Annotated in this window: 14 protein-coding genes; 6 read left to right on the top strand and 8 right to left on the bottom strand. The window is 73.1% G+C overall.

Going from position 1 to position 12,908, the window contains the following annotated elements; translation table 11 throughout:
• Positions 1-9 precede the first annotated feature (9 nt).
• Positions 10-171, bottom strand: a complete 162-nt coding sequence (locus tag HQQ85_RS01215) for a hypothetical protein (RefSeq protein ID WP_173180694.1) — start codon at positions 169-171, stop codon at positions 10-12.
• Between the two features lie 43 nt (positions 172-214).
• On the opposite strand from HQQ85_RS01215, the gene HQQ85_RS01210 reads away from it, so the two are divergent.
• Together HQQ85_RS01210 and HQQ85_RS01205 are read left to right on the top strand one after the other, a co-directional pair.
• A complete protein-coding gene (locus tag HQQ85_RS01210) occupies positions 215-871 on the top strand; it encodes a DNA-3-methyladenine glycosylase I (RefSeq protein WP_173180693.1) in 657 nt (218 codons plus the stop codon).
• A 59-nt stretch (positions 872-930) separates the two neighbouring features.
• Positions 931-1,269 (top strand): GNAT family N-acetyltransferase, encoded by a 339-nt coding sequence (locus HQQ85_RS01205; protein ID WP_173180692.1) that lies wholly within the window; start codon positions 931-933, stop codon positions 1,267-1,269.
• Between the two features lie 63 nt (positions 1,270-1,332).
• Here the strand turns inward: HQQ85_RS01205 and HQQ85_RS01200 are convergent, their stop codons facing one another.
• From HQQ85_RS01200 to HQQ85_RS01190, 3 genes are all read right to left on the bottom strand, one after another.
• A complete protein-coding gene (locus HQQ85_RS01200; RefSeq protein ID WP_173180691.1) occupies positions 1,333-1,719 on the bottom strand; it encodes a VOC family protein in 387 nt (128 codons plus the stop codon).
• Positions 1,720-1,789: 70 nt separating this feature from the next.
• Positions 1,790-2,551: a dienelactone hydrolase family protein gene (locus HQQ85_RS01195; RefSeq protein WP_173180690.1), complete on the bottom strand. Its 762-nt coding sequence runs from the start codon at positions 2,549-2,551 to the stop codon at positions 1,790-1,792.
• A 109-nt stretch (positions 2,552-2,660) separates the two neighbouring features.
• Positions 2,661-4,259, bottom strand: a complete 1,599-nt coding sequence (locus HQQ85_RS01190) for an AMP-binding protein (protein WP_173180689.1) — start codon at positions 4,257-4,259, stop codon at positions 2,661-2,663.
• 119 nt (positions 4,260-4,378) lie between these two features.
• Here HQQ85_RS01190 and HQQ85_RS01185 point away from each other — a divergent pair, with 119 nt between their 5' ends.
• Entirely contained in the window at positions 4,379-5,353 is a 975-nt protein-coding gene (locus HQQ85_RS01185) for an NAD(P)H-quinone oxidoreductase (RefSeq protein ID WP_173180688.1), read from the top strand.
• Positions 5,354-5,529: 176 nt separating this feature from the next.
• Here the strand turns inward: HQQ85_RS01185 and HQQ85_RS01180 are convergent, their stop codons facing one another.
• Together HQQ85_RS01180 and HQQ85_RS01175 are read right to left on the bottom strand one after the other, a co-directional pair.
• On the bottom strand, positions 5,530-6,546 hold the full coding sequence (locus HQQ85_RS01180; RefSeq protein WP_173180687.1) for a DnaJ domain-containing protein: 1,017 nt from the start codon (positions 6,544-6,546) through the stop codon (positions 5,530-5,532).
• A 101-nt stretch (positions 6,547-6,647) separates the two neighbouring features.
• The gene (locus tag HQQ85_RS01175; RefSeq protein WP_173180686.1) at positions 6,648-7,517 is read right to left on the bottom strand and encodes a universal stress protein; all 870 of its coding nucleotides are present in this window, start codon (positions 7,515-7,517) and stop codon (positions 6,648-6,650) included.
• Between the two features lie 148 nt (positions 7,518-7,665).
• On the opposite strand from HQQ85_RS01175, the gene HQQ85_RS01170 reads away from it, so the two are divergent.
• Entirely contained in the window at positions 7,666-8,718 is a 1,053-nt protein-coding gene (locus HQQ85_RS01170; RefSeq protein ID WP_173180685.1) for an LLM class flavin-dependent oxidoreductase, read from the top strand.
• A 48-nt stretch (positions 8,719-8,766) separates the two neighbouring features.
• Here the strand turns inward: HQQ85_RS01170 and HQQ85_RS01165 are convergent, their stop codons facing one another.
• Together HQQ85_RS01165 and HQQ85_RS01160 are read right to left on the bottom strand one after the other, a co-directional pair.
• On the bottom strand, positions 8,767-9,270 hold the full coding sequence (locus HQQ85_RS01165; protein WP_173180684.1) for a methylated-DNA--[protein]-cysteine S-methyltransferase: 504 nt from the start codon (positions 9,268-9,270) through the stop codon (positions 8,767-8,769).
• On the bottom strand, positions 9,267-10,949 hold the full coding sequence (locus HQQ85_RS01160) for a DNA-3-methyladenine glycosylase 2 family protein (RefSeq protein WP_173180683.1): 1,683 nt from the start codon (positions 10,947-10,949) through the stop codon (positions 9,267-9,269). Before HQQ85_RS01160 ends, HQQ85_RS01165 begins: the two co-directional genes overlap by 4 nt.
• Before the next feature lie 144 nt (positions 10,950-11,093).
• Between HQQ85_RS01160 and HQQ85_RS01155 the strand changes: the two genes are divergently transcribed.
• Both HQQ85_RS01155 and HQQ85_RS01150 read left to right on the top strand, forming a co-directional pair.
• Positions 11,094-12,161, top strand: coding sequence for a M4 family metallopeptidase (locus HQQ85_RS01155; RefSeq protein ID WP_173180682.1), 1,068 nt, complete (start codon positions 11,094-11,096; stop codon positions 12,159-12,161).
• The gene (locus HQQ85_RS01150; protein WP_254069075.1) at positions 12,139-12,627 is read left to right on the top strand and encodes a protealysin inhibitor emfourin; all 489 of its coding nucleotides are present in this window, start codon (positions 12,139-12,141) and stop codon (positions 12,625-12,627) included. The genes HQQ85_RS01155 and HQQ85_RS01150 overlap by 23 nt, the downstream gene beginning before the upstream one ends.
• Positions 12,628-12,908 lie beyond the last annotated feature (281 nt).

Genomic DNA, 12,908 nt, shown 5'->3' with positions numbered 1-12,908 from the left:
GCTTCGCGGCTAGTGGCGGCGCTGCGTCGAGAGGATCGACGTGGCCAGGAAGACCGAGCCCGAGACGCACAGGATGCCGGCGAAGAAGACCCACGCGTTGGCGAGCGTTCCGAACAGGAACATGCCGACGAGGAACAGCAGAATGGCTCCGATGGCAGCGAGCACGTTCATCCGGTGATCCTCCTCAGTAGTGGCTTCGTTCAATACTAGACGGGTGCCGCCCGCAGAGAACTCCCCCGCCTCCGCCGCCGACCGCGCCGTCGTCGTCGGACCCGACGGTCTCGCCCGCCCGGCCTGGGCCGCGGTCGATCCGCTGCTGCAGGAGTACTACGACACCGAGTGGGGCCTGCCCGTGCGCGACGAGCGCGGGCTGTTCGAGCGGCTGAGCCTCGAGGGCTTCCAATCGGGGCTGTCCTGGGCGACCATCCTGCGGAAGCGGCCGGCGTTCCGGGCGGCGTTCCGCGACTTCGATCCGGACGCCGTGGCCGGGTTCGGCGACGACGACATCGCCCGACTGCTGAATGATGCGGGGATCGTGCGGAACCGGGCCAAGATCCTCGCGACGATCGGCAACGCCCGGGCGACGGTCGCGCTGCGCGACGATCCGGCGACGACGGGTGGGCTGTCGGGGCTGGTCTGGTCGTTCCGGCCGGCCCGCACCCCCCTTCCGCGCACGATGGCCGAGGTGCCGACGGTGAGCCCCGAGTCGACGGCGCTGGCGGCGGCGCTCCGCGCGAAGGGGTTCCGCTTCGTCGGGCCCACGACGATGCACGCGCTGATGGAGGCGGTCGGGATCCTCGACACGCATCTGGTCGGCAGCCATCGCCGGGGCAGCTCGGGGGTGTGGGCGCCCGACGGCTCGCCGAGGTGACCCCCGCGGGGCCAGGTGCGCCGCTCGCGCATCCGCTCGGAATCTGCTTCGCTGGGGTCATGAGCGAGAACGAGAGCGACAACCCCCAGGCGACCGTCGAGGTCGTGCCCCAGCCCGAGCAGAACCGCTACGCGCTGCTCGTCGACGGCGAGGAGGTGGGCTTCACGGAGTACACCGACCGCGGCGTCGACCGCGTCTTCCTGCACACCGAGGTCGATCCGGCCCAGGAGGGCCACGGCTACGGAAGCACCCTGATCAAGGGCACGCTCGAGCAGGTGCGCGACGCGGGCCTCCGGGCCGTGGCGATCTGCCCCTTCGTCGTGCGCTACGTCGAGAAGCACCACGACTTCGACGACATCATCGACCCGGTGTCGATCGAGCTGCGCTCATCACTCTAGGGCGCCGGATGCCCGGGCGACCGATGCCCGGGCGACGCCGCCCGCCCGGGCGCCGAACCCGGGCTAGTCGCTGAGCACCGACAGGATGTTGCCCGACGGGTCGAGGAACCACGCGATGTCGGGCCCGCGGTTCGCCGCCTTGCCCCGCAGCACGCCCCGCTCGTCCTGCGGCATGCCCTCGTAGCGCTCGAGCGCCACCCCGGCCGCCTCGAGCTCGTCGACCGCCCGGTCGATGTCGTCGACGGCGAAGTTCAGGATGGTGAACACCGCCGGCACGTGGTCCTCCTTCGGGTAGGCGAGCACGTGCGCGCCACCGGCCGGGAGGGCGATGTCGAGGATGCCCATCTCGTTCGTCGACACCTCGAGCCCGAGGACGTCCTGGTAGAACCGCCGGGACTCGTCGATGTCCGTGACGCTGAAACCGCTGAAACCGTGGTCGGTCGTGAGCATGTGCACCTCCTGTGTACAGTGTCCACAATGCCACCCGGCGGGCGGCGGGTAAAGGCCTCCGGGTGACGGGCTAGCCGAGCACCTCGTCGAGGAAGGCGCGGAACGCCCGCCAGCTGCGGGCGTCGGCCACGGGCCGCCAGCTCGGCGCCTCGGGCAGCGTGAACGCGTGCGGGGCGCCGCTGTAGAGCACGATCTGCCAGTCGATCGCGGGGTTCTGCCGCAGCTCGTCCTCGAAGGCGACGACCGCCTCGTCGGGGACGACCGGGTCGTCGGCGCCGGTGAGCACGAGCAGGGGCGTGCGGATGCTCTCGACGTCGGCCGGCTCGTGCGTGACGAGCCCGCCGTGGAAGCTGACGGCTCCGGCCAGGGCTGCCCCGGTGCGGGCGAACTCGATCGAGGCCGAGCCGCCGAAGCAGTAGCCGATCACGACGATGCGCGACGGGTCGACCCGCGGGTCGCTCGCCAGCACGTCGTAGGCCGCCTGCACCCGGCGGCGCAAGAGCGGCAGGTCGCCGTAGTACGTGCCGGCCTCGGCAGCCGCGTCGTCACCCGTCGGGCGCACCCCGGCGCCGTAGAGGTCGGCGGCGAAGGCCAAGAGCCCCAGGCGAGCGAGCATCTCGGCGCGCACGCGGGTGTACTCCTGCTCCCCCGTCCAGTCGTGCAGCACGAGCACCGCCGGCCGCGGCCCGTCGATCGCGGCGTCGGCGACGAGGAATCCGTCGAGCGCGGTGCCGCCCTCGTCGTAGTGCACACGCTCGCTCTCGATGCGCGCCCCCTCGCGGAGCGGGACGGTGTCGAGCAGGGCCTGGTGCGTGGAGCTGTAGTCGGTCATCCTCTCGGTCTACCACTCCCCGCCGACAGTCCCGTGAACGGGTGCGGTCGGGTGCCGTGGGCGACACCCCGCCGGGTGCGGTCGGGTGCCGTGGGCGACACCCCACCGGTCAGGTCAGCGCGTGCCGCCCCACCCGCGATCGCAGGTCCTTCCGCAGGATCTTGCCGGAGGTCGACTTCGGGATGGCGTCGATGAACTCCACCAGCCGCACCTTCTCGTGCGGGGCGACCCGCTCGGCGACGAAGGCCATCACCGCGGCCTCGTCGAAGTCGTCCCCGGCGTCGGGCCGGCGCACCACGAAGGCCTTCGGAACCTCCTGCGCGTCCTCGTCGGGCACGCCCACGACGGCCGCATCGACCACGTCGGGGTGGGAGAGCAGCACCGCCTCGAGCACGGCGGGAGCCACCTGGTAGCCCTTGTACTTGATCAGCTCCTTCAGCCGGTCGACGATCGCATAGACGCCCTCCGCGGTGACGGTCGCGATGTCGCCGGTGTGCAGCCAGCCGTCGGGCTCGATGGTGCGGGCCGTGGCCTCCTCGTCGTTCAGGTAGCCGCTCATCACCTGGGGCCCGCGGATCAGGAGCTCTCCGCGTGCGCTGGTGCCGGCATCCGGGAACTCGATGTCGGCACCGGTCTCGGGGTCGACCAGCCGGCACTCGGTGTTCGGGATGGCCAGGCCGATCGAGGACAGATCGATGTCGCCCTCGATCGGGATCGCGTGCGTCACAGGGCTCGTCTCGGTCATACCGTAGCCCTGACGCACCTGGCAGCCGATGCGGCCGGCGACCGCCTTGGCGAGCTCCCGGTCGAGCGGGGCGGCTCCCGAGAAGATCACCTCGACGCCCGAGAGGTCGTATTCGTCGACGAGCGGATGCTTGGCCAGCGCGACCGCGATGGGCGGCGCGATGAACACCCACGTGCAGCGCTGCTCGCTGACCGTACGGAGGAACTCGGCCAGGTCGAACTTCGGCATGGTGACCAGGGCGGCCCGCTGCAGGAGGGCGTAGTCGAGCAGCACCGACATGCCGTAGATGTGGAAGAACGGCAGCACGGCGAGCGCCCGGTCATCGCGGGACAGGGGGATGACGTCGCGGCACTGGTGGATGTTCGCCACCAGGTTGCGGTGGGTCAGCATGACGCCCTTCGGCCGCCCGGTGGTGCCCGAGGAATAGGGCAGCACGGCGAGGTGCGTCGCCGGGTCGAACGAGACGTCGGGCGGTGCCGCCCGCTCGAACAGCAGGTCGCGGAGCGACGGGTGGCCCTCCGCGCCGTCGATCACGACGAGGTGGTCGGCGTCGATCCCGGCCTTCTCCGCGGCCTCGGCGGCGTGGGCGTAGAGCGGCGAGACAGTGAACAGCCAGCTGGCGCCGGCGCTCATCAGCTGGTTCTCGATCTCCTCCGCGGTGTACAGCGAGTTGATGGTGGTCGCGGTGCCGCCCGCACGCAGCACCCCGTGGAAGACGGTCGCGAAGGCGGGCACATTCGGGCAGAGGATGCCGACGCGGTCGCCGACCGCGAGACCCCGGGCCGCGAGCGAGCCGGCGAGCGCGTCGATCTGGGCGATCAGGGCGCGATAGCTGGTCTCGTCGCCGCTCGGGCCGTCGACGAGCGCGACCCGGTCGAGGTCGGCCTCCGCGATGCCTGAGAAGAGGGCGTCGTAGACGCTGAGCTCGGGGATGTCGACGTCGGGGTAGGACGAACGGGTCATGAGCTATCTCCTTCGATAGTCGTTGGCCTATTCGACACCGAATCGAGGAGTTCTCGCAAGTTCCCCGGCGTTCTCGCGGGTGCGACTCCGAGCGCGGACAGGGGCGTAGCGTGGCCGTCATGCAGGCCGTTCTGATCGCCCACCCCGGCGACGCATCCGTTCTCGAGCTCTCCGACGTCGACGACCCGCGCCCCGGGCCCGGTCAGCTGCTGATCGACGTGGCCGCGGCCGGGGTGAACCGCGCCGACGTCGCCCAGCGGAAGGGCCACTACCCGCCGCCGCCCGGGGCTCCCGCCTGGCCGGGCTTGGAGGTGTCGGGCGTGGTCGCCGAGCTCGGGCCGGGTGCGGAGGCCTCCGGCTTCGCGGTCGGCGACCGGGTCTGCGCCCTGCTGGGCGGCGGGGGCTACGCCACACGCGTCGTGGTCGACGCCGGTCACGTGCTGCCGGTGCCCGACTCCGTCGACCTGATCGACGCGGCCGGGCTGCCCGAGGTGGTGGCGACGGTGTGGTCGAACGTCTTCCAGCTCGCCGGACTGCGGTCGGGCGAGACCCTCCTCGTGCACGGCGGCTCCAGCGGCATCGGCACGATGGCGGTGCAGCTCGGCCGCGCCTTCGGCGCCCGGGTCGCGGTGACGGCACGGTCGGCCGAGAAGCTCGAAGCGTGCCGGGAGCTCGGGGCGAGCATCCTGATCGACTACACCCGCGACGACTTCGTCGAGCGGGTGCAGAGCGAGGCCGGAGGCGCCGACGTCGTGCTCGACGTGGTGGGCGGCGACTACCTCGACCGCAACGTCGCCGCGCTCGCGGTGAACGGGCGGATCGCGAACATCTCCTCCAGCGGCGGGTCGGCCGCTCTCGACCTCGGGGCGCTGATGCGCAAGCGCGGCACGCTGCGGTCGACGAGCCTGCGGGCGCGGCCCGACGAGGAGAAGACGGAGATCATGCGCAGCGTGCACGAGGACGTCTGGCCGCTCGTCGCCGACGGGCGGGTGCAGCCGGTGATCGGAGCCCGCTTCCCGCTCGGCGACGCGGCCGAGGCCCACCGGCTGATGGAGTCGTCGGCGCACATCGGCAAGATCCTGCTCGTCGTCTAGCGGGTCGGCTGACGAGCGAGGCGCGCGGTCGCCCGGCAGCGCCCGCATGAGCGCACCGAGGCTGAGTCGCGCCTAAGTGTCGCTCTGGGAGTTGAGTCGCGGGTAAGTGCAGCGGTTTGGCGCGACTCACCGCCACCCAGTAGCGGTTTGGCGCGGGGCGCGGGCAGGTGGGGCGGTCAGGCCAGGCGGATGCCGTTCTGCAGACGGGTGCGCAGCTCGAAGACGCGGTCGATGCTCGTGCGCTCGGCGCCGCCGCCCCAGCCGCCGCGCCCGCCCGCGGCTCCGTCGACGCCGTTCCGCAGCAGCTGCGGCAGCAGCGAGCGGCGCACCACGACCGAGCCCGACAGCCGGCCGCGGTCGACGGTCTCCGCGGGCTCGGCGAGTGCCGCATCCGGAACCACCACGACGAGCAAGGTGAACTTCACGCCCAGCGAGCGGCCGAGCGACTTCGCCGCCCGGTGCAGCTCATGCAGCGGCTCGTCGTCGGGGTGCACCGACTCGCCCACCAGCTCGTCCTTCTTCAGCCGCACCTCGCCGCCCCAGTCCTCGGACTGGATGGCGTAGAGACCCGAGGGGCCGAGCACGACGTGGTCGATCGTCTCGGGCACGCCGTTCGCCGAACGGCCCGAGAGCACGTTGTTCCAGATCGTGTAGCCGATACCGAGGGTCGAGACGAGGCCGGCGGTCGACTCCTCGGCGATGGCCTTCGCGAGCCAGCCGCGGATCTCGCGCGGCGCGCTGCGCACGAGCGCCGGGTCGTAGGGATCGGCGATCTCGACGCCGCGGCCCACCCATTCGCGGAGCAGCGTGAGGTAGACCTCGCGCTCCTGTCCGCCGGGGTGCCCGTAGGTGCGGGCCTTCACGGTCGAGCTGGCGGGGCGACCGGATGCGCGGCCCCCCGTCGCGGGGCCGAAGCCCGATCCCGGGGGCGACGCCGAGCCCGAGGCCCCGGCGGTGTGCGTGCTGCCGGCGCCGCCGCCTCTCGACCCGCGGTCGTAGGCGGCCCGGTCGTCGGGAGCGCCGACGAGTTCCCAGGCCCGCTGCACCGCGACGAAGCGAACGGCGTCGCCTCCGGTGTCGGGGTGGGTCTCGCGGAGCAGGCGGCGGTAGGCCTTCTTCAGCTCGTCCTGGGTCGCGGCTGCGCCGACGCCGAGCACCTCGTAGGGGCTCTGCGCGAGAGGGCTGTCGGACACGCGTTCACGATACCGGGCGTTTCCGGGGTGTTCGCCGAATGCGCGGTCAGCGGAATCCCACGCTCCGGCCGGAGGCGCGGGTCGGGCTGGAGGGTGGCGGCTCAGGACACCTTGTCGGTCACCCGCAGCACGAGCACCGGGCACTGCGCCCCGAGGATGACGTCGTGGCTCACCGAGCCGAGCAGGAAGCGGCCGATGCCGTGCCGGCCGTGGCTGCCCACGACGAGCAGGGCGGCCTCCTTGCCCGCGGTCACCAGGGCGGCCGACGGGGCGGCGAGCACGACCTGCGTCTCGACGGCGACGCCGGTGCCGTCCTCGCGCTGGGCCTGTCCCGCGGTCTCCTCGGCGACGTCCTTGGCGCGCTGCTCGAGGGCCTCGTAGAGCTCCGACCCGTCGGTGAACTCGGGCTGCATCAGGGGCGGCAGGGTCCACGCGGTCAGGATGCGCACGGGCTCGCCGAGCAGGGCCGCCTCCGCGAGCGCGGTGCGCACGAGCCGCGCCGAGGAGGGCCCGCCGTCGATGCCGACGACCACGCCGTGCCGCTTCGTCGCGGGCACGTCGGGGATGACCGCGACCGGCACCGTGGCCGACGCCGCGACCCGGAGGCTGACCGCGCTCGTGGTCAGGCGCTCGTAGAGGTCCTTGCGGTAGCTGCCGACGACAAGCAGGCTCGCGCCGATCGCCTCGGCCTCGGCGACGAGCTCGGTGACGGGGTTGCCCCGCCGCACCTTCGAGGTGACCGTGACGTGCGGCGCCTTGCTGTCGGCGTGGAAGGCGGCCTCGGCGGCCACGACCTCGCCCTTCTGCTGCAGCAGCGGGGCGGCGGTGAACGCCTCGGAGTCCCACGACGTGTCGGCGACGTAGAGCACCTCGAGGTCGCAGCCGGTGGCTTCCGCGCGGCGGAGGGCCCAGTCGAGGGCGGTCTGGGCGGCGGGCGATCCGTCGAAGCCGACGAGGATGGGGGCGGACATGGAGGGCTCCTCACGACGGTGACTGGGCTCCAGTCTGGCAGGCGGGGGCCGCGCGGAATACTGCTGACGAGCATCCGGTTGTCTGCTTTCATACACACGCATGGATAATGGGCGTGAGACGCGGCACCGACGGACAGGACGTAAGACCATGGCAGAGCAGCTCCAGCTCGGACTCGACACCTTCGGCGACGTGACCGCCGCCCCCGACGGCAGCCTGCTGCCCGCCGCGCAGGTGCTGCGGAACCTCGTCGACCAGGCCGTGCTCGCCGACGAGGTGAGCGTCGACTTCATCGGCTTCGGCGAGCACCACCGCGACGACTTCGCCGTCTCGGCGCCCGAGGTCGTGCTGGCGGCGGTGGCGGCGCGCACCTCGCGCATCCACCTCGGCTCGGCCGTCACCGTTCTCTCGAGCGACGACCCGGTGCGGGTGTTCCAGCGCTTCTCGACCCTGGATGCGCTCTCGAACGGGCGCGCGGAAGTCATCCTCGGGCGCGGGTCGTTCACCGAGTCGTTCCCGCTGTTCGGCTTCGAGCTCGGCGACTACGAGCGCCTGTTCGAGGAGAAGCTGAACCTCTTCGCCGCCGTGCGCTCGGGCGAGCCGGTCACCTGGGAGGGCTCGACGCGGGCTCCCCTGAAGGACCAGCAGGTGTTCCCGCAGCTCGAGACCGGGCTGCTGAAGACCTGGGTCGGTGTCGGCGGCAGCCCCGAGTCGGTCGTGCGCGCGGCCCGCTACGGCTTCTCGCTGATGCTCGCCGTGATCGGCGGCGACCCGGTGCGCTTCGCCCCCTTCGCCGACCTCTACCACCGCGCGCTCGACCAGTTCGGCTTCGACCGTCAGCCGGTGGGCGTGCACTCCCCCGGGCACGTCGCCGCCACCGACGAGGAGGCGCGCGAGCAGCTCTGGCCGCACTACCAGTCGCAGATGAACCGCATCGGGCGCGAGCGCGGCTGGTCGCCGATGGGGCGCGCACACTTCGAGCAGGAGGCGGGGCCGCACGGCTCGCTCTACGTCGGATCTCCCGAGACGGTGGCGCAGAAGATCGCGTCGGCCGTGCGGGTGCTCGGCGTCGACCGCTTCGACCTCAAGTACGGCAACGGGCCGCTGTCGCACGCGAACCTGATGACGAGCATCGAGCTGTACGGCACGCAGGTCATCCCGCGGGTTCGGGAGCTGCTGGCGGAGGCGCCGGTTCCGGCCTGATCTCCCGCCGCATCGGCGCGGTCGGCGGGCCGGGCCGACCTGGGCGCGTCAGGCCCCGGCGGCTTCGGACTCGCGGGCCAGCAGCGAGCGCTTCACGGCGGTGCCCCAGGCGAAGCCGCCGAGGGTGCCGTCGGTGCGCAGCACCCGGTGGCACGGCACGAACAGGGCGACCGCGTTGCGCGCGCAGGCGCTGGCCGCCGCCCTGACGGCGGTGGGGCGTCCGAGGTGCGCGGCGAACTGCTGGTAGCTGAGCGGATGCCCGGGCTCGATCGTCCGCAGCGCCTCCCATCCGGCGCGGTGGAATCCTCCTCCCGTCTGGGCGACCTCGACCGTATCGATCGCCCGGACGTCGCCGGAGTAGTAAGCGGTGACCGCATGGGCGGCCCGGGTCTCGGCCGACTCCAGCTCGGTCGGCTGCAGGGCGGGCGCCAGGCGTGCCAGCAGTGCGGCCGGGTCGGCGGTCCAGCCTGAGGCGATGACACGGCCGTCGGCATCGGCGATCAGGCCGAACGGGCCGTCGGGGGTGTCGACGAACTGGATGACGGCGGTCATGGGGTCTCCTCGGTGGGGGTCGGGATCGGCTTCTGCCGGGTCGCTGGGGACGGGATCGGCTTCCGGCGGGTCGCGGGGGTCGGCGTGCGCGTGGTCGCGGTGGTGGGTGTCCGGCGAGTCGGCGGCGCCTGGGGCGGGCGGGGCGGTGGGGCCGACGCCGACCAGAGGTGCAGGGAGAGGTAGGTGCGCCACGGTGCGAAGGGGGCGGCCCACGCCGCGAGGGCTCGCGGAGCATCCGGGAACCCGAGTCGTCGCGCACCGGTTCGCAGCGCCACGTCGCCGGTCGGCAGGACGTCGGGGTTCTTGAGCACCCGCATGGCGAGGTAGCCGGCGGTCCAGTCGCCGATGCCCGGCAGCGCGACGAGGCGGCGGCGCTGCTCGCCCGCGTCGTCGCCGAACGAGAGCTCGAGCGCGCCGGACGCCAGCAGCTCGGCCGTGTTCACCACGGTGGCGATCTTGGCGCGGGGGCCGGTGAGCACGGTTCCGGCGTGCTCGGCGATCTGCGCCGGCGTGGGGAAGAGCAGGGTCGGCGCCGACTCCTCCGGTGCTGCCGCCGGCGGCGGGCCGGGGAACGTCGATCCGGCCGCGAGCGTGAGCCGGTGCAGCAGGGTACGGGCCGCGACGACGGTGATCTGCTGGCCGACGATGGCGCGGAACAGCATCTCGGCGGGGTCGACCGCACCGGGCATCCGGATGCCCGGGGTGGCCGCCACCCGTGCCGCCAGCGCCCGCCCCGCGAGCGCCGACGCGCCTCTCTCGGCGGCGAACGCCTCAGCGGCGGCCGACAGCGCCTCGTCGATCGCCACCGGATCGGCGTCGAGGTCGAACAGGCGGCGGATGCGCGAGACCAGCACGGGCAGGTCGCCGAGAGCGGTGAGCTGGGCGTCGAGGAGGAGGCGCGGGGTGGTGCCGCCGGGCATCCGTCGCACCGTGAACCACGCGGGCCCTCCCGGCAGCGCGAGCGAGCGGGAGTAGGAGTCGATGGCGCCTTCGGCGTCGGTTCCGAGGTGCTCGACGCCCGGGATCGCGCGCACGGCCAGCCAGGTGAAGAGGCCGTCGATGTCGAGGGGCTCGCGGTAGGGCAGGGAGAGCGTGATCGAGCCGGGGGCGGCCGTGTCGTGCCGCGACTGGCGCTCGCGGATCGCCGTCGGGGTCAGCTGGAACACCTCGGCGACGGTGTCGTTGAACTGGCGGATGCTCGAGAAGCCCGCCGCGAAGGCGATGTCGGCCATCGGGAGGTCGGTCGAGGTCAGCAGCGTGCGGGCGGTCTGGGCGCGGTGCGCTCGGGAGAGGGCGAGCGGGCCCGCGCCGAGCTCCTCGGTGAGCACGCGGGTGAGGTGGCGGGTGGAGTAGCCGAGGCGGCGGGCCAGGCCGTCGACGCCCTCACGCTCGACGACGCCGTCGGAGATGAGGCGCATGGAGCGGCCGGCGAGGTCGTCGCGGAGGTTCCACGCGGGCGTGCCGGGCACGGCCTCGGGCAGGCAGCGCTTGCAGGCGCGGTAGCCGGCCTCGTGGGCCGCGGCGCTGGTCTCGTAGAAAGTGACGTTCTGCTCCTTCGGGGTGCGCGCGGGGCAGCTGGGGCGGCAGTAAATGCCCGTGGAGCGGACGGCGGTGATGAACTGGCCGTCGAAGCGGGGGTCGCGCGAGGAAATGATGCGGTAGCGCTCGGCGAAGTCCATGAGAGGGAGTCTCGCACGGGCATCCGCTCGCTTCTAGCGGGAATCGGACATGGCGGTGGGAGTCCTGGGTGACGACTCGCTCTGGCGGCGGAGCGGTTAGGCCCGGGCGGTGCGGGTGTCGGAGGGTGGCCGTAGGGTCGGGGCATGGCGCACTCGATCGTTCCCCCGTATCTGCTGGCCCGCATCGCCGAGACCGAGGCGGACGGCATGCAGCGGGCCGCGCAGGCGGCGCGGCGGTCGCTGCTGGCCGATCCGCCGCTGCGCGAGGAGCGCCGGCGCGAAGCGTTCGTGCCGCCGGTGCCCGGGCAGCCGGTCGCGCCCGAGGATGCGGCGCCGCAGCGCACAATCTACGACGCAGGTCGCACCGAGACGCTGCCCGGCCGGGTTGTTCGGCGCGAAGGAGACGCGGTCTCGGGCGACCCGGCCGTGAACGAGGCCTACGAGGGGCTCGGTGCGACGCACGCGCTGCTGGCCGAGGCCTTCGGGCGCGACTCGATCGACGGGCGCGGCCTGCCGCTCGACGCCACCGTGCACTACGGCGTCGACTACGACAACGCGTTCTGGGACGGGCAGCGCATGGTCTTCGGCGACGGCGACGGCGAGGTGTTCGGGCGGTTCACGGCGTCGCTGTCGGTGATCGGGCACGAGCTGGCGCACGGGGTCACGCAGTACACGGCCGCGCTGGAGTACCAGGGGCAGTCGGGCGCGCTGAACGAGTCGTTCAGCGACGTGATCGGCGCCCTCGTCGAGCAGCACCGCCTCGGGCAGACCGCCGGCGAGGCGAGCTGGCTGATCGGCGAGGGGCTCTTCACCTCCGCTGTGCAGGGTCGGGCCCTGCGGTCGATGCTCTCACCCGGCACGGCGTACGACGACGACGTGCTCGGCAAGGATCCGCAGCCGGCGTCGATGGACGACTACGTCGACACGGCCGACGACAACGGCGGGGTGCACCTGAACTCGGGCATCCCCAACCGGGCGTTCGCGCTGGCGGCGATCGAGCTCGGCGGCTTCGCCTGGGAGCGGGCGGGGCAGGTCTGGTACGACGCGATCACCGGGTCGCTCGCCCCGACCGCCGACTTCGCGGCGTTCGCCGAGGCCACCGTGACGGCGGCCCGCTCGCGGTTCGGCGACGACTCCACGGAGGCTGCCGCGATCGTGGCGGCATGGGCTACCGTGGGCGTGAGGAGCGATGACCGACCAGACCCTGCCTGATTCCGACGCCGAACCCGCGCGAGCACCGCAGCCCGAGGGTGACGTCGGCGGTGCCGTCTCCGATGTCAGTGCTGGTGCCCGCGTCGGTGCCGGTGCCGGTGCCGGTGAGCCTGCATCCGCTGGTGGGGGGCGCGAGTTGCGCATCACGGTGGCGCGGTCGGGGGGCGTCGCCGGGATGTCGCCCCGGTGGAGCATCGAGGCGTCGGAGGAGAACGACGTCGACTCGTGGCTCTCGCTCGTGGAGTCGTGCCCGTGGGACGCGCCCGATCCGGCCGACGGGAGCGGAGCATCCGGGCCCGACGGAGCCGGAGCGCCCGGGGCCGACCGCTTCGTCTACACGATCCGGGTGCTCGTCGACGCGCCCGACGAGCCGGAGGTCGAGCACGGCGCCCGCGTGCCCGAGCAGCACCTCGACGGCCCGTGGCGCGACCTCGTCGACCGCGTGAAGGACGCCTCCCGCCGCTGACCGCGCCGCCCGCCGCCGCCCGGGGCAGCCGCCGACCGGCGCCACCGCCGACCGCCACCCCCGCCGACTACCACCGCCGACCGCCACCTCAGCCGACTGCCATCGCCGACCGCCACCGGCCGCGGCTGCCGACCGCCGCTGCCGCCCAGTGCGACCGCCGCCCCCGCCCACCGCCCTCGCCCACCGCTGCCGCCCGCCGGTGCCGACAGCCGCCGCCGATCGTTGCGGCCGCCCACCGCGACCACGACCGCGTGATCTGCGCGCACCTCCCGCATCCTCGG

Origin of the sequence: Herbiconiux sp. VKM Ac-2851, assembly GCF_013205105.1 — a bacterium.
GTDB lineage: Bacteria > Actinomycetota > Actinomycetes > Actinomycetales > Microbacteriaceae > Herbiconiux > Herbiconiux flava.
This window is presented reverse-complemented; position numbering and strand designations above follow the sequence as displayed.